Below are 18,224 nucleotides of genomic sequence, written 5' to 3' on the forward strand. Positions count from 1 at the left end.
GAATGCGAGCTTCTGCGCCGCGTGTTCACCCGAGCATGCGGCGCAACCGCATCGAGCGCACACCAATGGAAGCCTCGTGCCGGCCAGCTCGGCGTTCACTTTTTCCGGAACAGTTTGCGTTGCCGGGCGTTGCTTGAGTGTCATCGGCGCAGCATCCCTGGCCCAACTTGAGGCTGCGCCTGGATCACGGTGATGACATCGTGATCGATGCCAAAGGGCTGGAAGGGAATGCGGGCGAAAAGCGCACGTAATGCCCTCTAGCCGACAACGTCAACGAAAGGCAGTCTGACATGAAAGAGAGACTTATATCTTCCGTTGCCGCTGGCGCGCTTCTCGTGGGCGTTGCCGTTGCCCCGATGAGCTTCGCACAGCAAACCACGACGCCTCCGGCTACGGCACCTGAAACCCAGACCATGGAACCCGCCCCGGCTCCGGCTACCCCGCCGGCCGCCGACGAGCAGGCGCAGACACCGGATACGGCAGACAAGACGACCGATATGGCGGCTGGTGACGCCAGCTACCTGACGGAGCAAGCGGAAGACCAAGTGTCCGCGAATACTTATATCGGCCAGTCCGTCTACAATGCCAGCGATGAAAGCATCGGCGAGATCAACGACCTGATCATCGAGAAGGAAGGCGGTATCGCTGCTGCCATCGTCGGAGTTGGCGGCTTCCTCGGCATCGGGGAAAAGAACGTCGCAGTTCCGTTCGACAAGATCGCGATTGCCGACCAGCCCGATTCGGATGAGATCAAGCTGACGACCACCGAAACGGCCGACTCCCTGAAGGCCGCGCCGGAGTTCAAGACGAAATCGCAGGTAATGGCCGAGCGTAACGCTGACCAGCCGGTCGATACGTCGACGACTTCGGCAACGGGTACGACGCCGGCACCGGCGCCTGCGGAACCTGCCCCCCAGCAGTAAGCCGTAGGCTCTAAAACGAACAACAGGAGCGGCGCCCATGGCGCCGCTTTTCGTCGTCAGGTGGCAACGCGTTGGAAAGGCTCAGTACCACGCGTCGGCCATGCCGTTCTTGCGCGTTGCGACATAGTCGTTCAGCGCTTCGTCGATGGCCGCATCCAAGGGCGGCGCCTCGTATTCGGCGAGAGCCTTTTTCCAGCTCCTGTTCGCGCGCAGCGCCATGTCGGTTTCGCCCTGTTCCACCCATTTCTCGAAGGGTTCGTTATCGGAAAGGGCGCTGTCCCAGAAGGCGGTCTGATAATTGCGCATCGTATGGCCGGAGCCAAGGAAGTGGCTGCCCGGGCCCACTTCTAGGAAGGCGTCCATGGCGAGCGTATTGTCGTCGACAACGACGCCGGCAAGATAGGAATGCAGCGCCCCGCAGAAATCCATGTCCATCATGAATTTTTCGTAGGACATGGCCAGCAGGCCGTCGGCGAAGCCTGCCGAGTGCAGGACGAAATTGGCGCCGCAATGTACGGCCGACAGCATCGACATGACGCCTTCCTGCATTGCCTGTGCATCCGGGCGCTTCGAGTTGGAGAAGTTTCCGGCGCAGCGCAACGGCAGGCCGAGCCGGCGCGCGAGCTGGCCGATGACCATGCTGCCGATCGCCGGTTCCGGCGTGCCGAAGGTCGGCGAGCCCGAGCGGAGCGACATCGAGGAAAGAAAGTTTCCGAAGATGACGGGCGCGCCCTTCCGTTCGAGCTGCGTCAGCGCACAGCCGGCAAGCGTTTCGGCATAGGATTGCGCAATCGCCCCGGCATTAGTGACCGGCCCCATCGCGCCGCCGAGGATGAACGGCACGATCACCGCGGCCTGGTTGGCGCGCGCATAAGCCCGCAGCGACTTCGTCATCGTGCCGTCCCAGACGAGCGGCGAGTTGACGTTGACATTGCCGAGAATGACGCAGTTGCCGTCGACGAATTCGGCACCGAAAAGAATGCGGGCCATTTCGATCGAATCCTCGGCACGTTCCTCCGAGGTAATCGACCCCATGAAGGCGCGATCGGAGTATTTTATGTGGCTGTAGACCATGTCGAGATGACGTTTGTTCACCGGCACGTCGCACGGTTCGCAGATGGTGCCGCCGGAGTGGTGCAGCCAGGGGCTCGACTGGGCGAGCTTCACCAGATTGCGGAAGTCCTCGATGGTGCCGTAGCGCCTGCCCTTGTCCAGATCCATGACGAAGGGGGAACCGTAAGCCGGAGAGAACACCACGTTGCGGCCGCCGATCTCGACGCTGCGGGCAGGGTTGCGGGCGTGCTGCGTGAATTGCGCCGGCGCCGAACGGACGATCTCTTTCAGCATCCCGGGCTCGAAGGTGACGCGAAGACCCTCGATTTTGGCCCCGGCGCGCCGCCAGTGGTCGAGCGCCACCGGGTCGTCGCGAAACTCGATGCCGACTTCGGCGAGAATGCGGTCGGCCACCCCTTCGATCCGCTCCAGGTTCTCCTCGCCGAGGATGTCATAGGTCGGTATATTGCGGGCGATGTAGGGGACGCCGAGATTCTTGCTGCCCTCGCGTCGCTGCGGTCGCCCGCTCCGGGTCCGTTTCGGCGCCTCGCCGGTTGCTTCCAACACTTCCATGGTCGATCTCCCATCATTTGCAATGATGGTATTGACGAGAGAGGCTATTGTAACGCAGGAAAAATTCGACGCTTGATATAAGTGGTACTTATGGAAAATCTGCGCCGTCTCCTACCGTCTGCCGCGAGCCTCATCGTCTTCGAGGCAGCCGGCCGGCATCAGAACTTCACACGCGCTGCCGGTGAGCTCGGAATGACTCAGGCAGCGGTGTCCTACGCCATTCGAGGAACTCGAGAACCAGCTGGGCGTGCCCCTGTTCCACCGTGTGCACCGGGCCGTCGAACTGACGGAGGCCGGAGAAAAGTTTCACGCGGATGTCTCGGTCGGCCTCGCACGGATCCAGAAGTCGGCCGAAGACATCCGCGCCAAAGGGCGCGAGACCAATGTGACGCTGGCGGCCTCGACGGCCTTCACCTCCATGTGGATGCTGCCGCGGCTAGCCCGGCTGCGCGAAGACCTGCCGGAGATCGACCTTCGCATCCAGACAAGCGTGCGCGACCTCGATCTGGATGAGGAGCCGATCCCGCTCGGAATTCGTGGCGGGGACCCCAGCCATTGGCCGCGCTATCATGCGGCGGTGCTGGCCGATGAAGTCGTCCAGGCCGTGGCGACACCCGCCTATATCGAAACGCATGGGCTGCCGGCAACGCCCGCGGACCTCATCAGGCACAATCTTATCCACCTCGAAGAGCCCGTAAGGCGGGCCTGCGACTGGACCGAATGGTTCGCGAGCGCGGGCCTTGCTTATCCGGCGCAAGGCAAAAGGCTCGCGATCAACGATTACGTGCTCGTGATCCAGGCCGTGCTGGCGGGAGAGGGCATTGCGCTCGGCTGGGAGCATCTGACCGCCCGACAGGTGCGCTCCGGCGCGCTGGTGCCGGTCGGGGGGCATGTGCTGAGGACGGGCCAGGCCTTCTACGTCGTCTGGCCGCGGTCACGCGAACTCAACAGTCAGGCGCGCCGCATCCGCGACTGGCTTTTGGAGGAGGGCCGCAGCGATCGTTCGGGAGCCGAAACCGTAAGCGGGCATGAGGCGCTTCAGCGCGCCGCCGCCACATCCGGGTAATGCTCGGAAAGGTAACGCAAGGTGGCATCGGCATCGGCGGGCTTGCCGTAGAAATAGCCCTGTCCCAGGCCGCAGCCGAGCGCCTTGAGCTTCAGCGCCTCGGATGAATGCTCGATGCCTTCGGCGACCACGGCGAGTTCCAGCCCCTCGCACATCGAAACGATCGCCTTGACGATATGTTCTGAAGTCCGGTCGGTGGAAATCCCCGAAACGAAGGTCCGGTCTATCTTCACCTTGTCGAGGGAAAAATCCCTGAGCCGCCCGAGGCTCGACTGGCCCGTTCCGAAATCGTCCAGCGACACGCGTACGCCGGCCGCTCTCAATTCGGTGACGATCCTCTGGGCAGTGCCGGCGTCGGCCATCGCAGCGGTCTCGGTGATCTCGAGTTCGAGGCGCCGGGGGTCGAGGCCCACCTGAGCTGTGATTGCCAGGAGCCGAGCGCTCGTCGCCGGATCCATCAGCTGGACCGAGGACAGGTTGAAGGACAGGAAGAGGTCCTCCGGCCAGGAGAGGGCAGCCCGCGCCGCCTTGCGCAGAAGCATTTCGGAAAGCGCGTCGATGAATCCGCGCTCTTCCGCGAAAGGCACGAAGACGGCCGGCGAGACATAGCCGAGGTCGGCGTCGCACCACCGCGCCAGCGCCTCGAAACCCACCGGACGGTCGCTGCGCAGATCGACGATCGGTTGAAAGTGGACATCGATCCCACCGGCGATGATCGCATTGCGCAGTGCCTGCTCAAGCTGCGTCGCGTGCTTCATCTCCTGTGCGATCTCTTGCGAGTACACGGTGATCTGGCCGCGGCCACGCCGTTTGGAGCGGTAGAGCGCGGTATCGGCGCTCTTCAGCAGGTCGTCGAACGTGTCTCCGGCAAAGGGAAAGACAGCAAAGCCGAACGAGGCCGAAAGCCGAACGTTCCGGTCGCCGAGTGCGAAGGGCGAAGAGAGCACTTCCTTTAGCATCTGGCCGCGCTTCTCCGCACTCCTTCGTTCAAAGACCAGCGGCAGGACGATGGCGAATTCGTCATCTGCGGTACGCGTCACCGTCGCGCCCTCGGGAACGCAGGCCTTCAGCCGGTGCGCCACCTGGCGCAGGATCTGATCGCCGGCCTCAGGGCCGAAGAGGTCGTTGATCGGCTTGAACCCGTCCAGATTTGCGAGGGCGATGGTAAAGGGTGCGGGATCGCTTGCCCGTTCGGCCGCGAGGGCGCAGACGGTTTGCTTGAGGTGGCGTGCATTGCCGAGCTCGGTCAATGGATCGACGAAGGAGGCACTATACGGCCTGTCCCGCTTCGCCCGATCGATACCGAGCTCCTGCAATGTCATTGTGATCCGCTCCGACCAGAACCCGAAACGCGCCTTTCGGCCGCCGGCAGGTGTTTCCGCAGCAGCATCTCGATCATATCCGGGCTGACCGGCTTCATGATGTGGTCATCCATTCCCGATGTCCTGCAGCGCTCGAGGTCGATATCGATCGCCTGGGCGGTCACGGCCACGATCGGCGTGCGACGGCCCGTGCCCTTCTCGGCCTGTCGAATGGCAATGGCGGCTTCAAAGCCGTTCATCACCGGCATGGAGACGTCCATCAGAACCAGGGCGGGCTGGAGTTCGTGCCAGAGGTCCACCGCTTCTCTTCCATCCGCGGCGATCCGGTGGGAAATCCCGAGCCCCTCCAGGATCTGCGCGAAGACGAACTGGTTGACGTGGTTGTCCTCCGCGACGAGGACTTCCACCGTCGGCGCATGCGTCGCGGGCGCGAGATCGCGGTCGAGCGCAATCCCCCGTTCGGGCTGCAGCAACGGCGAACGCGCGCCGCGGGCGCGGACAGCGAAGATCTCCCCAAGCAGGATCGTCGCATCCATATCGCTCGATACCTCGACCCATGTACAGGCGCGCCAGGAGGCGAGAACGCGATGCTTCTCCGGAAAAGCGGTGTCGAGCAGAAGAAGGTCGATCTCCAATCCGCGGGCCTCGGCAGCCAGCGCGAAGGCGTCGAGTTCCTCGCCATTGCGGACCGCACAGGCGTCGAGCCCGAAGCCGCGCAGCCGCGCCACGAATCGCTCTTCCGTGTCCCGGTCGGCGGTCGCCAGAAGTACGCGCAATTCCCGAGCCGGCAGCATGTCGATCTTCGATCCGGCGTGGGCGAGTTGCTGCAAGTCGAGCGACCGGAAGGGATCGTAGAAATTCTGCGCAGGCGTGAAGATGCTATAGTCCCGGATCTGCAGACCGGTGTCGCCGCCTTTTTCCGAGCCGTCATACCAGACGGCGATATCGGTGACGTCGGTCATGCAGGTGACGACGAAATGGCGGCCGGGCAGGCCGATACGATATTTGCGCGTCACGACCCAAAGGTCGCTGCCGTCGGCGCGAACGATATGCTCCGCCTCCGAATGCGGCATGCCTGTCTCCAGGACGTGGCGGTCCGACCGTTCGAAGTGCTCCGCAAGCTCCGTTTCGACGAGGTCCGAGGCGGAACGTCCGAGCATGGCGTCCGGCGCGAGATCGTGGATGACGCAGAAGGCCTTGTTTACGGCGATGTAGTGGAGGTTGCTGTCCTTGACGCAGATGGGATTGGGCTGAGCGTTGAGGATCTCTTCCGTCAGGGCGATCCGCTGGAGATCGGTCCGGGCCTGCTCGTCGCGCTTCTTCTGTTCGGAGACGTCGCTGACGGCGAGAAGGCCGATACCGCTCGACAGCCGCCGCTGACGCAGAGAGAGCCAGCGCGTGCGGCCAGCCCTCTCGACATTCTCGTAGCGTTCCCGCCAGTGGAGCGCCATCTGCTCGGCGATCCAGTCTTCGCGGTTCGGCCTATGCCGGCTGGACTCCGGCAAGGTTCCGGGGCGCACGCCGGTATCGTATACCGCCCCCAGAAAATCGCGCAGCCGCGTCCCGGGAACCAGCATGGCGGCTGGCACCGGGAAAAATTGCAGTATCGAGGCGCTTGCGAAGGTGATGGTGTCGTCCCGGCCGAAAACGAGCAAGGCGGCGCCAAGCGTTTCACCGCTTGCCTCCAGAATGATCCTGCTGATGTCTGCGCCGCCCGACGCCACATCATTCATCGCGCTGCCCTCGTTCCCGCTACAGCGCCAGTCGTCCTTGGACGCATAACGGGTGCTGTAGCACTCTGTCCGCTGAACGGCCTTCCCGGCCCGGCTACGGTCCGGCCAACCGATCAGCAGCGGTTTCATTTCGGGACATGCTGGCCGCCTTTGAGGCATCCTTTTGAAGGGATGCGGGCGGCGTCCAGCAACGCCGCGGTGCTCCAGAGGCAAAAACCCGACGATCATTCAGGTTGCTGTGGAAAATTGCAGCAGAACGTTAAAGCCCGATTAAGTCGCAATACCGCTTTTTGCAGGTCCGGCCGGAAGCCTTGGAGAAGTGTGAGCGCGGGGCTTTCCCTCCCTCTCCGAATCCTGGAAAATAGGGCATGGCCATCAAGCAACTTTCCGAAACGCTCATCAACCAGATCGCCGCCGGCGAAGTCATCGAACGACCGGCGAGCGCCGCGAAGGAACTGATCGAGAACGCGCTCGATGCGGGCGCGACGAGGATCGAGATCGCGACCGCCGGTGGCGGCAAGACGCTCCTCAGGGTCACCGACAACGGCATCGGCATGTCGCCGGCCGATCTCGAACTGGCGATCCGCCGCCATTGCACCTCCAAGCTCGACGACAGCCTCGCCGATATCCGGACGCTCGGTTTCCGCGGCGAAGCCCTGCCCTCGATCGGATCGGTGGCGCGCCTGTCGATCACCACGAGGACGGCGGAGGCCCGGGAAGGCGCGGCGATCACGGTCACCGGCGGCAGGAGCGAGCCCGCCCGGCCGTCGGCCGCTATCGTAGGCACCGTGGTCGAGGTGCGCGACCTTTTCTTCGCGACCCCGGCGCGGCTGAAATTCATGAAGTCGGAAAAGGCCGAGGCGGCGGCGATCTCGGAAGTCGTCCGGCGTATGGCGATCGCCTTTCCGAGAGTGCGTTTCGTGCTTTCCGGCTCCGATCGCACGACGCTCGAATTCCCCGCAACAGGCGACGACCGGCTGGCGCGGATGGCGCAAGTGCTCGGCCGCGACTTCCGCGACAATGCCATCGAGATCGACGCCGAGCGCGAGGATGCGCGGCTGACGGGCTTTGCCGGCGTGCCGACCTTCAACCGCGGCAATTCGCTTCAGCAATATGCGTTCGTCAATGGCCGGCCGGTCCAGGACAAGCTGATCATGTCCGCGATCCGCGCCGCCTATGCCGAGACCATTCCGCAGGGGCGCTACCCGATCGCGGTGCTGTCGATCACGCTCGATCCGGCTCTCGTCGACGTCAATGTCCATCCGGCAAAATCGGACGTGCGCTTCCGCGATCCCGGACTGATCCGCGGCTTGATCATCGGCGCCATCCGCGAGGCACTGGCGCGTGAGGGAGACCGGGCGGCGACGACCGGGGCGCATGGGCTGATGCGCGCCTTCCGTCCCGAGTTCCACCGGGCAGACAGGCCGCAGGAGCCCTGGACGGCCGCCGTCTCGCCCTATCGGCCGCTGCGCTTCGACGAGGCCGCGCGGGGTTTTGCAGAAGCACCCCAGGCGGCCTTCTCCGATTTCGCCCAGCCGTCGGCGCGCAGCGCTGCCGCCGCCGTCGAGGCGACGCGGGCCGCCGATGGACGGGCGGTTTCCTTCCCGCTTGGTGCCGCCCGCGCCCAGCTTCATGAAAACTATATCGTCGCCCAGACCGACGACGGGCTCGTGATCGTCGACCAGCACGCCGCCCATGAGCGTCTCGTCTTCGAGACGATGCGAACGGCGCTCCACGCCCGCCCGGTACCGGCGCAGGCGCTGCTGATCCCCGAGATCGTCGACCTGCCGGAAGACGATTGCGACCGGCTGATTGCGCATGCGCAGGAGTTCACGCGCCTGGGACTGGCCATCGAGCGTTTCGGCCCCGCGGCGATCGCCGTCCGCGAAACGCCGGCGATGCTCGGAGAAATGGACGCCGCCGGACTGGTTCGCCAGCTTGCCGACGAGCTTGCGGAATGGGATACGGCCGGTGGGCTCGCCGGCCGGCTCGAATATCTCGCCGCCACCATGGCCTGCCACGGCTCGGTTCGCTCGGGCCGCCGGTTGCGCACCGAAGAGATGAACGCTCTGCTTCGCCAGATGGAGGCCACGCCCGGCTCCGGGCAGTGCAATCACGGCCGGCCGACCTATATCGAGCTGAAGCTGGCCGACATCGAGCGGCTTTTCGGGCGGAGCTGAGACCCTGCTGGAACCATCTTCCAAAACCGCTGGTTTTTTGCAGAGCGCCGCGATAGATCAGGACGTCCACGATAAGACGAGGCCCGTTCAGGCATGATGAACCGTTTTGAAGGAAGCTCCTCCCGGGAGGCGAAGATCCGCTATCTCGACGGAGACTTCCAAGTCGTACTTGCCGGCTCGCACGTGATCTGTGCCGTTACGGGCAAGCCCGTTCCGGTCGATGAACTCAGGTACTGGAGCGTCGCGCGCCAGGAGGCTTACGCCGACGCGGACGCCTCGCTCGAAGCGGAACGACGCGCCGGCGGCCTGGCGGGTCAGGCTTGACTAACCCGTCTTGCGCTCGCGCAATCGGCGGGCGCGGGCGGCGGCAAGTGTCGCGTCGATGATTGCACCCGGCGCTGCCGGATCGTCGAAGCGCACCTCGATCTCGATCACGCGGCTTTTCGCCGCCAGTTCCCCTGCCCGCCCGTGTCCGGGCTCCAGGCGAACCATGTCCTTGGCCGTGGTCACCAGCGTATAGCCCCGGCTTGCGGCACGGTCGATCAGATCGGCAATCTCGTCTTCGGAGAAATGGTGGTGATCCGGGAAGGTCCGGGTCTCTTCGATCACCGCGCCGGTCTCGCGAACGGTCTTGAAGAACTTTTCCGGATCGGCGATCCCGGCCCAGGCAAGGACCTTGACGCCGTCGAGCGGCCCTGTATCCGTGCGCACCGTTTCGGCCACATAGACGGGCTTGCCGGCCCGTGCCGCCTGGCGGACGAGAGAATCGGCGGCGGAGCCGTGGCCGAGTTTCAGGAGAGCGTTGGCATGGCGCAGCTGATTGCCGATCGGCGCCCGAACCGGGCCGGAAGGCACGAGATGGCCATTGCCGATACCGCGGCCGGAATCGACCACCAGAAGGGCGAAATCGAAGACGAGCCGGGCACTCTGGAAGCCATCATCCATGATGATGATATCGGCGCCTTCCGCAGCAAGCTTGCGTGCGCCATCCACCCTGCGTCGGCAGATCACGGTGAGGGCCTCGCGGGCAAGCAGCAGCGGCTCGTCGCCGACGTCGCGCGCGCGATGGTGCTCGGGGTCGACCACCGTCGTGACGTCCAGCGACCCGCCATAGCCGCGGCTCAGGAAAGCGGGCTTCAGGCCCCGTGCCCTGGCGGCACGTGCAATAGCGATCGCCGTCGGGGTCTTTCCGGCTCCGCCGACGGTGAAGTTGCCGATGCAGATCAGCGGCACGGCGGAGGTCGCCCGGCGCGCCCGGTCCATGCGCATCCCGGCGATCCGGCCGTAAACCCAGGAAAAGGGCCAAAGAGCATAGGCGCGCCAGTCGGCCTTGGTCCACCAGAACGGGGGCGCTTCTGAAACCATCTTTACCCGTAAATATCCGTGCGGCCGCTCCTGCACATCGAGGGCAGGAACGGCAAATCCAGAACTTTCCGCCGCGGGCATCGGCCGTGAGCGGTGTGACCGGCGACAAAGAACGTCAGAACGGAGAAAAAGGCAAGCCGATCAGTTCGTGAGCACCGCTTCCAGCTCGGTAATATCGGCGAGGCAGTGGTCGCAAGACGCGGCAAGCGACTGGCGCGATCCGGTGCCGGTCAAAACGGCAACCGTCATGCCGACGCCGGCACTGCGGCCCATATGCATGTCGTGATTGTTGTCGCCGACTACGGCCACCTCGTCGGGTGCAAGCCCCGTTGCGGCGCAAAACCCGAGCACCATGCCGGGCTCCGGCTTTGTGCCATAGCCGCTATCGTAGCCGGCGACGTAATGGAGGTAGTCCTCGAAACCGAAGCGTCTGGCGGTTTCCCGGATCGATCGCTCGTTGTCGCTGGAGGCGACGCCGAGCCGGTAGCCTTTCGCGTGCAGCCCGGCAAAAAAGGACGCGAGATCGGTCACCGGCACGGCATAATGCGCGGATTGTGCAAAGAGCCCGTCGAACAGCGCCGTCAATTCTTCCACTGTAAACGGCGCGCCGGCGCCGACCATGCCGGTGGCAATCTCCACGGTATTCCCGGCCGCAAGCAGGCTATCGGGAACGACATATCCGGTCTCCGGATCCATCCCGCCCGCCTGAAGGAGGACACGCGCAAGGCTCTCATTGCCCTTGGCGGCGATCCGCGCCAGCTCGTAATTCACCGGCACCCAGCTCTTCACGTAGTCGAGAAGGGTGCCGTCCTTGTCGAACAATATGCCGGCGATCGGTTTCGTTGCGGGCATGGTCCCTTCCAGAGTCGAGGCTTCACGTTTCAGGCTTCAGGGCGCGGCTCCAGCCGCGCCTTCACCACAAGCGGGTTGATGTAGGGGTCGAGGCCCTTCATCGTCGCCGTCAGCGCGCCCCGCATCTGTTGCACGGTTTCGAGTTCCGGCATCGATCATCGAGCGACGCATGTCGTCGTTGGCGAGCAGGTAGTTGACCCCCTTGGCGAGCATCTCGGTGTCGCGCACGATCTTGGCGCTGCCGTTCTTCGCGAGCATCTGGTAGGTCTCGCGGAAATTCTGCACATTCCCGCCGGAAAGCACCGCGCAGCCGAGCATGGCCGGCTCGAGCGGGTTCTGACCGCCCTCGGCGAAAAGCGAACGTCCGACGAAAGCGACTTCCGTCAGCCTCAGATAGAGCCCCATTTCGCCGATCGTGTCGCCGAGTAGAATGTCGACTTCCGGTGTGACCGGATCGCCGCGCGTGCGGCGCGCGACGGTCAACCCCTTCGCGACCAGGGCAGCCTCGATCGCGTCGCAACGCTCCGGATGGCGAGGAACGATGATCGTCAGCAGGCCGGTTCTCTCCTTAAGCGCCTGGTGAACGGTCCCGGCCGCATTCTCCTCCCCCTCGAAGGTCGAGATCGCAGCCCAGGTCTTTCGTGCACCGATCTGCTGGCGGTATTCGCGCAGGTCTCTGGGATCGTGCGGCGGCGCGTCGTTGTCCACCTTGAGGTTGCCGGAGACCGTAACCGGGAGCGCACCCAGAGTGCGGAAACGCTCCGCATCGACATCGGACTGAGCGATGACGAGCGCGAGATTTTCGAAGAGAGCATCGGCAAGCGACGGCCGGCGCCTCCATCGGGCGAAGGTGCGGTCGGAAAGACGGCCATTGACCAGAACCTGCGGAATATGGCGCCTGCCGAGTTCGATGATCGTCATCGGCCAGATCTCCGATTCGGCGATGATCGCCAGATCCGGCTGCCAATATTCCAGAAAACGGCTCACCGCCGGCTTGAAATCGAGCGGCACGTACTGGTGCACGACGGCCGAGCCCAATCGCTCCGCGGCGACGCGCGCCGAGGTCGTCGTACCGGTGGTCAGCACCACGGCGATGCCGCGGCGGCGGATTTCCTTGATTAGCGGAGTGACTGCATTCGTCTCTCCGACACTGGCGGCGTGAAACCAGACGAGAGGGCCCTGGGGCCGCGGCGCACTGAGCATAGCCATAGCGTTCGCGCCGGCGTGCCGGGTCCTCCTTGCCCTTCGCCGCGCGGAGCGCAAGATAGGACCAGAAGAAGGGATAGACGGCCGTTCCGAGCCAGCGATAGCCGGAAAGTGCCAGCCTTGCGCGCAGGCTGCTCATGAACGCTTGCCCTCCGCCGCGTCCGACGCCGACGGCATTACTTCGCTTCCGGATCGAGCAGGCGATGCATGTGGACGATGAAATAGCGCATATGCGCATTGTCGACGGTCATCTGAGCCTTGGCTTTCCAGGCGACATGCGCGCTCTCGTAGTCCGGGAAGATGCCGACGATATCCAGATTTTCCAGATCGCGAAACTGCACGTCGGTGAGCGTTGCCAGTTCGCCGCCGAAGACGAGGTGCAGCCGTTGTTTTTTCTCGGAGTCGTGAGCCATCGAAATTCCATCTGTGTTCTTATTGGTGTTGGGGTGGTTTGCGGCATTCGCCCCTAAAGGTCAATGGGGCTCAAGCGGCCTGGAGGCGGCGAGCAACGCCGGCAGCGCGGTTCCCGAGGCCGCTCCCAGAACGCCGTGGGTGACAGTCGGGCGGTTGTAGGACAAGGGCTCGCCATCGAGACTGCAAAGCGCCCCCCCGGCGCGCGAAAGGATGAGGTCGGCGGCCGCCAAATCCCAATCGTGCGAATTCCGCTTGACGATCGTTCCGTCGATGCGGCCATCCGCGATCATCGCAAGGCGATAGGCGAGCGACGGCACGTGCGACACACGCATCATCCTGTTGCGATAGGGCAATGCCAGCTTCCCCATGACATCCTCGGCCGCCGCCACCTTCAGCACCGCGCCGGATGCCGCCTCCCGCACGGCAATCACCTTGCCGTTCTTCCGCGCTTCGCCATCGCGCGTCGCCTGGAATATCTCGTCGAGAGAGGGCGCATAGAGGACGCCGGCCACAGGCTGGCCACGGTGGACGACGGCGACGCTGACGCACCAGAGATCCTTGCCGGCGATGAAGGCCCGGGTGCCGTCGATGGGATCGACGACAAAGACGGTCTCGCGGACGAGACGGCTTTCGTCGTCGTCGGTCTCCTCCGAAAGCCAGCCATAGTCCGGCCGTGCGGCGAGCAGCCGCCCCTTGAGGATGTCGTTGGCGGCGAGGTCGGCCTCGCTAACGGGGGAACGGCCCTCATTTTTCCAGCGGACGTCCAGCGTCTTGCGGAAATAGCCGAGCGCAGTGTCGCCCGCCGCGACTGCAGCGGTAAGAATGAGTTCGAGGTCCTCGTCCCAGGCCGGGCGGATCGAAAGGGCTGTTTCTGACATGCAAATCCTTACACGCGGCGCTGTAGTGCAACGCACCGCCCACATTCAAGTTCCGGCGATCGTCATGCCTTCGATCGCAAGCGTCGGCGCGGCGATGCCGAACTTCCTATCGATGTCGTCGGCCGGCGTCAGCGCCATGAACATCTGCTTGAGATTGGAGGCGATCGTCACCTCGGAAACGGGATAGAGGATTTCGCCGTTTTCAATCCAGAAGCCGGAGGCGCCGCGACTATATTCGCCCGTCACCATGTTGACACCCTGGCCGATGAGCTCGGTGACATAGAAGCCGGTGCCGACGCCGCGGATCAGATCGTCGCGCGAGACGGAGCCGGGCTCGAGGGCGAGATTGGTGGAGGCCGGGCTGACCGCCGGACCGCCGCGAACGCCGCGCCCGTTGGTCTCGAGGCCAAGCTCCCTGGCCGCAGATGTGGACAGGAACCAATGGCGCAGCACGCCATCCTCGACCATCGACAATTTCGAGCCGCTGACCCCCTCCCCGTCGAAAGGACGCGAGGAGGCGCCGCGGACGATCAACGGATCGTCGGTAACGGCAATGCCCGATTTCATGATCTGCTTGCCCATCATGTCGCGCAGGAAGCTGGTCTTGCGGGCGACAGACGCTCCGTTGACGGCTCCCGCAAGATGTCCGACGAAGCCGCGTGCGACGCGCGGATCGAAAACGACCGTCACGTTCTTCTGCGTCGCGACGCGGCGGGGGTTGACGCGCGCCGCCGCCCGCTCGCCGGCGACCCGGCCGATGTCCTCGGCAGTGCGGAGTTCATCGAAATAGAGGCGGCTGTCGAAGTCGTAATCGCGTTCCATCTTGGTGCCTTCGCCCGCGATGGCGCTGACGGAGCAGCCGAAACGGGTGGCCATATAGGAGCCGGAGAAACCATGAGACGTGACGAGCACGAGCCCGCCCATGCCGGCCGATGCGCCCGCCCCGCTGGAGTTGGTGACGCCTGTGACCGAAAGCGCGGCTCCTTCGGCGGCGAGCGCCGCCTCCGTGAGTGCTTCGGTCGATACGTCCCGGTTGTCGAAAAGTTCGAGATCCGGATAGGCCTTCGCCAGGCGATCGGGGTCGGCAAGCGATGCGTAAGGATCCTCCGGCGACGCCTTCGCCATCGCCACCGCACGCTCTGCCAGGACCTTCAAATCGAAGCCCGGATTGGCGGAAACACTGGCGACGCGCCGCCCGACAAAGACCCTGAGCGAGAAATCGTCGCTCTCGGAAGCTTCCGCCGCCTCCACCTTGCCGAGCCGCACCGAAACCGAACGGGAGCGGCCACGCACCACCACGGCATCCGCGGCGTCCGCGCCGGCGCGGCGCGCCTGATCGACAAGCTCGGCGGCACGCTGCTCGAGGACGGCGGAATCGATCGTCTCAGACATGATTTTGGCCTTTCATTCCTGTCCCATTTATTGTGCACTGAAGCATGCATCAAGGGCATCATCGTGATTCCCGCCCCAGCAGCAAAATGATATGCGGCGGAATACGCCCTCTCCCACGGGTCCCCCGGCCGTTATAGCGGAAGCACCGAGCATGGAAACGACAACGATAATCTATTCGCAGGCGCTCATGCTGCTTGCCGGCGCCGTGATCGCAGCGCCGCTGTTCAAGCGTCTTGGGCTCGGCACCATCCTTGGTTACCTCGCCGCCGGCATCCTGATCGGTCCCGTCGCCCAGCAAATCACGGAAGGCGAAGAGATTCTGCATGTCTCGGAACTCGGCGTCGTCTTCCTGCTGTTCATCATCGGCCTCGAGCTGAAACCGTCGCGACTGTGGCAGATGCGGCGCGACATCTTCGGTCTCGGTACGGCACAGGTCGTGATCACCGGCGCCGTTCTTTCGTTCCTGATCGCGTTCAGCGGTCTTCTCGGAGGCGCCGGCAGCGTCGTCGCCGGCTTCGGCCTGGCGCTATCCTCCACGGCCTTCGCCATGCAGATACTGGAGGAGAACAACGATACCAACACGCGCTATGGCCAGCGCGCCTTCTCCATTCTCCTGCTCCAGGACCTGGCGATCGTGCCACTGCTTGCGATCATTCCGCTGATGGCGGCGCAGGCACCGGAGGACACGACCACGCCGATCGAGGACTTCGCGATCGCCATCGCCGCCGTGGCCGCGCTTTTCGCCGCCGGTCGTTATCTTCTCAATCCGCTGTTTCAGGTGATCGCGCGCACCGGCGCGCGCGACGTCATGATCGCAGCCGCGCTTCTCGTCGTCATGGGCGCGGCGACGATGATGCAGCTCGCCGGCCTTTCCATGGCGATGGGCGCCTTCCTTGCCGGGGTGTTGCTGGCGGAATCGTCCTATCGTCACGAGCTGGAGGCCGACATCGAGCCATTCCGCGGTATCCTCCAGGCGCTTTTCTTCATGGCGGTCGGACTGTCGCTCGAACTCCATGTGGTGGCAGAGAACCTGCTGAGCATCATCATCGCCGTTCCCGTGCTGATGCTGGTAAAGAGCCTGGTCCTTTACGGACTGTGCCGGGCCGCCGGCTCACGCCACAACGACGCCGTGCGCATCGGCCTGCTTCTGCCGCAAGGCGGCGAATTCGGCTTCGTGCTCTTCACCGCAGCCGCCGCGGCCGGCGTCTTCTCGCAAGCCACGTCCTCCCTGCTCGTCGCCATCGTCACGCTCTCCATGGCGTTGACACCCGTGGCAGCGATGCTCTCCAGGCGGCTGATGCACAAGCAGGACGAACTGGCCGAAGAAATGGAAGAGGATTTCGAGGGCGCCGGCGCCGACGTGCTGATGATCGGTTTTTCCCGCTTCGCCCAGATCGCTTCGCAGATCCTTCTCGCCGGCGGTCGCGATGTGACGATCATCGACCATTCCGCGGCGCGCGTGCGTCAGGCGGCCACATTCGGCTTCCGCATCTATTTCGGCGACGGCACACGCCTCGATGTCTTGCGAGCGGCCGGAATAGAGAAGGCGAAGATTGTCGCCGTGTGCACGCAGAAGAAGGAGGTCACGGACAAGATCATCGATCTCGTCCATGCCGAATACCCGAATGCCCGCATCTTCGCGCGCTCCTACGACCGCCTGCACACGCTGGAACTGCGCGCACGGGGTGTCGACTACGAATTGCGCGAGACGTTCGAGTCGGGTCTGCTTTTCGGCCGTAAGACGCTCGAGGCGCTCGGCGTGAACGGCGACGAAGCCATTGGCATCATGGACGATATACGCCGCCGCGACGAGGCAAGGCTGGTGCTCCAGGAAGCGGAGGGCATCACCGCCGGCCGCGACATGCTGCATTCAAGGCCCGTCCGGCCGGAACCGCTGGTAAAGCCGAAGCGTGAAGTCACTCAGCCTGACGATGCTCTGCCGGATCTTGCCGACGAAACGCTGGAAAAGGCGGAGTGATATCAGGGCCTGTTAACACTTGTGCTAAGGCCTGTTGAGATTCATTTTGAGTTTATGACGGCTGCGACATGGATAATGGCGTTGAAGCTTGTTTCCTTTGATCGTAGCCGATCTGTGCTCGCCACAGGGATCCAGCAGCGCCGCGTCTGCGGCGCGGAAGAGCCTTTCCAGCCCAAGGACTTGGTCTTGCTGGATTCCTGTGACAAGCACAGGAATGAGGAAATCAAACAAGCCTCAGCGGCTGGCCCGAATCTCGACAGGCCTTAGAGCGGGAGAAAAGCGTGTGCGGTTTTCCGCCCGCATCCCGCGTCTCCGACCGGGGATTTTGTTCAAGCCGGTTGAACAGATCATTTGCCCCTCGGTCGCTATATCCCCTTCTTCCACCGATCGATGCGCTCTGCCAGCGCGCGCTTCACCTCGTCCTTGGTCCCGCTGGTGGCGGTCAGCAATTCCTGGGTCCGCAAAAAATCCAGGACGCGGAACCGCCCGACATCGGGACGCAGGAGAATATCCGGTGCGCCGGCCTGCATCTTCATCGTGATGATCGACTGCATCATCAACTGGGTCGCGCCGAACAGGCTGTCGATACGGCTCGGGATCGTCTCCCCGTCTCCATCCGGCCCGCCGACGACATCGACGGCGACGACGATATCCGCCAGTCCGCGCAGGTGATCGAAGGGGATCGGATTATAGATGCCGCCGTCGATCATCACGCGGCCGTCGATCTTCACCGGCATGAATACAGCCGGCAGGGCACAGGAGGCAGCGAGCGCCTTGTGGAGGTCCCCGCTTTCGCAGACCCGCTCCGTCTGTCCGTAATAGTCGGTGACGATGATTTTCAGGGGGATGGCCAGATCGGAGAAGCGGACAGGCACCGCCTCAGGCAGGAAGGCCTTCAGCACACGCTCTATATTGAACTGGCCGACGCGGAAGCCGCTCGCCACAGCCTCGGCAAGACTGGTCGGCCTCAATCGCCATAGGCGGTTGAGAACCTCCCCACGCCGGCCGACGGTCGAAAGCACGTGTTCACGAATTTCCTTCCCGCTCATGCCGGCGGCCACGCCCGCGCCCATGAGAGCGCCGATCGACGAACCGGCGACGACCGCCGGCCGAAGCCCCATCTCATCGAGCGCCTCGATGACATGGATGTGGGCAAGTCCGCGCGCGCCGCCGCCGCCGAGGGCAAGCGCGATGGTCGGCTCCCCCTCGCTACCCGCGGCTTTGCGTATCGTGGACAGGTTCTGCTCCATCGCCACCTCCGTCATCGGCCATCCTGCACGAGGGGCAGG

The 18,224-nt window shown here is 64.1% G+C and carries 14 protein-coding genes and 1 pseudogene; 5 read left to right on the forward strand and 10 right to left on the reverse strand.

The features are described 5' to 3' along the window. Window positions 1–290: 290 nt before the first annotated feature. On the forward strand, window positions 291–923 hold the full coding sequence (locus N0Q91_RS13815; RefSeq protein ID WP_100669277.1) for a PRC-barrel domain-containing protein: 633 nt from the start codon (window positions 291–293) through the stop codon (window positions 921–923). An 81-nt stretch (window positions 924–1,004) separates the two neighbouring features. Here the strand turns inward: N0Q91_RS13815 and N0Q91_RS13820 are convergent, their stop codons facing one another. Next, window positions 1,005–2,549: a trimethylamine methyltransferase family protein gene (locus tag N0Q91_RS13820; RefSeq protein WP_275596678.1), complete on the reverse strand. Its 1,545-nt coding sequence runs from the start codon at window positions 2,547–2,549 to the stop codon at window positions 1,005–1,007. A 90-nt stretch (window positions 2,550–2,639) separates the two neighbouring features. Here N0Q91_RS13820 and N0Q91_RS13825 point away from each other — a divergent pair. Further along, window positions 2,640–3,615 (forward strand): annotated as a pseudogene (locus N0Q91_RS13825) (LysR substrate-binding domain-containing protein). On the opposite strand, the gene N0Q91_RS13830 reads toward N0Q91_RS13825, so the two are convergent. Continuing rightward, window positions 3,588–4,937 carry a putative bifunctional diguanylate cyclase/phosphodiesterase gene (locus N0Q91_RS13830; RefSeq protein WP_275596679.1) on the reverse strand — a complete coding sequence of 450 codons (1,350 nt, stop codon included), beginning with the start codon at window positions 4,935–4,937 and terminating at the stop codon, window positions 3,588–3,590. The pseudogene N0Q91_RS13825 and the gene N0Q91_RS13830 sit on opposite strands and share 28 nt — an antisense overlap. Continuing rightward, window positions 4,934–6,799 (reverse strand): response regulator, encoded by a 1,866-nt coding sequence (locus N0Q91_RS13835; protein WP_275596680.1) that lies wholly within the window; start codon window positions 6,797–6,799, stop codon window positions 4,934–4,936. Before N0Q91_RS13835 ends, N0Q91_RS13830 begins: the two co-directional genes overlap by 4 nt. 239 nt (window positions 6,800–7,038) lie before the next feature. On the opposite strand from N0Q91_RS13835, the gene mutL reads away from it, so the two are divergent. Beyond that, window positions 7,039–8,850 carry a DNA mismatch repair endonuclease MutL gene (gene mutL, locus N0Q91_RS13840; RefSeq protein ID WP_100669287.1) on the forward strand — a complete coding sequence of 604 codons (1,812 nt, stop codon included), beginning with the start codon at window positions 7,039–7,041 and terminating at the stop codon, window positions 8,848–8,850. 93 nt (window positions 8,851–8,943) lie between these two features. Next, a complete protein-coding gene (locus N0Q91_RS13845; protein ID WP_018094360.1) occupies window positions 8,944–9,174 on the forward strand; it encodes a DUF2093 domain-containing protein in 231 nt (76 codons plus the stop codon). Here N0Q91_RS13845 and lpxK read toward each other — a convergent pair whose 3' ends face one another. From lpxK to N0Q91_RS13875, 6 genes are all read right to left on the reverse strand, one after another. Further along, window positions 9,175–10,215, reverse strand: coding sequence for a tetraacyldisaccharide 4'-kinase (gene lpxK / locus N0Q91_RS13850; RefSeq protein WP_275596681.1), 1,041 nt, complete (start codon window positions 10,213–10,215; stop codon window positions 9,175–9,177). A gap of 141 nt (window positions 10,216–10,356) precedes the next feature. Next, window positions 10,357–11,067 (reverse strand): HAD family hydrolase, encoded by a 711-nt coding sequence (locus N0Q91_RS13855; protein WP_100669291.1) that lies wholly within the window; start codon window positions 11,065–11,067, stop codon window positions 10,357–10,359. 36 nt (window positions 11,068–11,103) lie between these two features. Then, window positions 11,104–12,276: a lipid IV(A) 3-deoxy-D-manno-octulosonic acid transferase gene (waaA, locus tag N0Q91_RS13860; protein WP_375341923.1), complete on the reverse strand. Its 1,173-nt coding sequence runs from the start codon at window positions 12,274–12,276 to the stop codon at window positions 11,104–11,106. A 173-nt stretch (window positions 12,277–12,449) separates the two neighbouring features. Further along, window positions 12,450–12,686 carry a DUF4170 domain-containing protein gene (locus N0Q91_RS13865; RefSeq protein WP_275596682.1) on the reverse strand — a complete coding sequence of 79 codons (237 nt, stop codon included), beginning with the start codon at window positions 12,684–12,686 and terminating at the stop codon, window positions 12,450–12,452. 60 nt (window positions 12,687–12,746) lie between these two features. Then, window positions 12,747–13,565 (reverse strand): 3'(2'),5'-bisphosphate nucleotidase CysQ, encoded by an 819-nt coding sequence (locus N0Q91_RS13870; RefSeq protein WP_275596683.1) that lies wholly within the window; start codon window positions 13,563–13,565, stop codon window positions 12,747–12,749. Between the two features lie 45 nt (window positions 13,566–13,610). Continuing rightward, window positions 13,611–14,957: a TldD/PmbA family protein gene (locus tag N0Q91_RS13875; protein ID WP_275596684.1), complete on the reverse strand. Its 1,347-nt coding sequence runs from the start codon at window positions 14,955–14,957 to the stop codon at window positions 13,611–13,613. Window positions 14,958–15,108: 151 nt separating this feature from the next. Between N0Q91_RS13875 and N0Q91_RS13880 the strand changes: the two genes are divergently transcribed. Continuing rightward, the gene (locus tag N0Q91_RS13880; RefSeq protein WP_018094353.1) at window positions 15,109–16,935 is read left to right on the forward strand and encodes a monovalent cation:proton antiporter-2 (CPA2) family protein; all 1,827 of its coding nucleotides are present in this window, start codon (window positions 15,109–15,111) and stop codon (window positions 16,933–16,935) included. A gap of 365 nt (window positions 16,936–17,300) precedes the next feature. On the opposite strand, the gene N0Q91_RS13885 is transcribed toward N0Q91_RS13880, so the two are convergent. Next, window positions 17,301–18,200 carry a patatin-like phospholipase family protein gene (locus N0Q91_RS13885; RefSeq protein WP_275596685.1) on the reverse strand — a complete coding sequence of 300 codons (900 nt, stop codon included), beginning with the start codon at window positions 18,198–18,200 and terminating at the stop codon, window positions 17,301–17,303. Between the last annotated feature and the right edge of the window lie 24 nt (window positions 18,201–18,224).

Origin of the sequence: Sinorhizobium prairiense, from assembly GCF_029201645.2 — a bacterium.
Classification (GTDB): domain Bacteria; phylum Pseudomonadota; class Alphaproteobacteria; order Rhizobiales; family Rhizobiaceae; genus Sinorhizobium; species Sinorhizobium meliloti_A.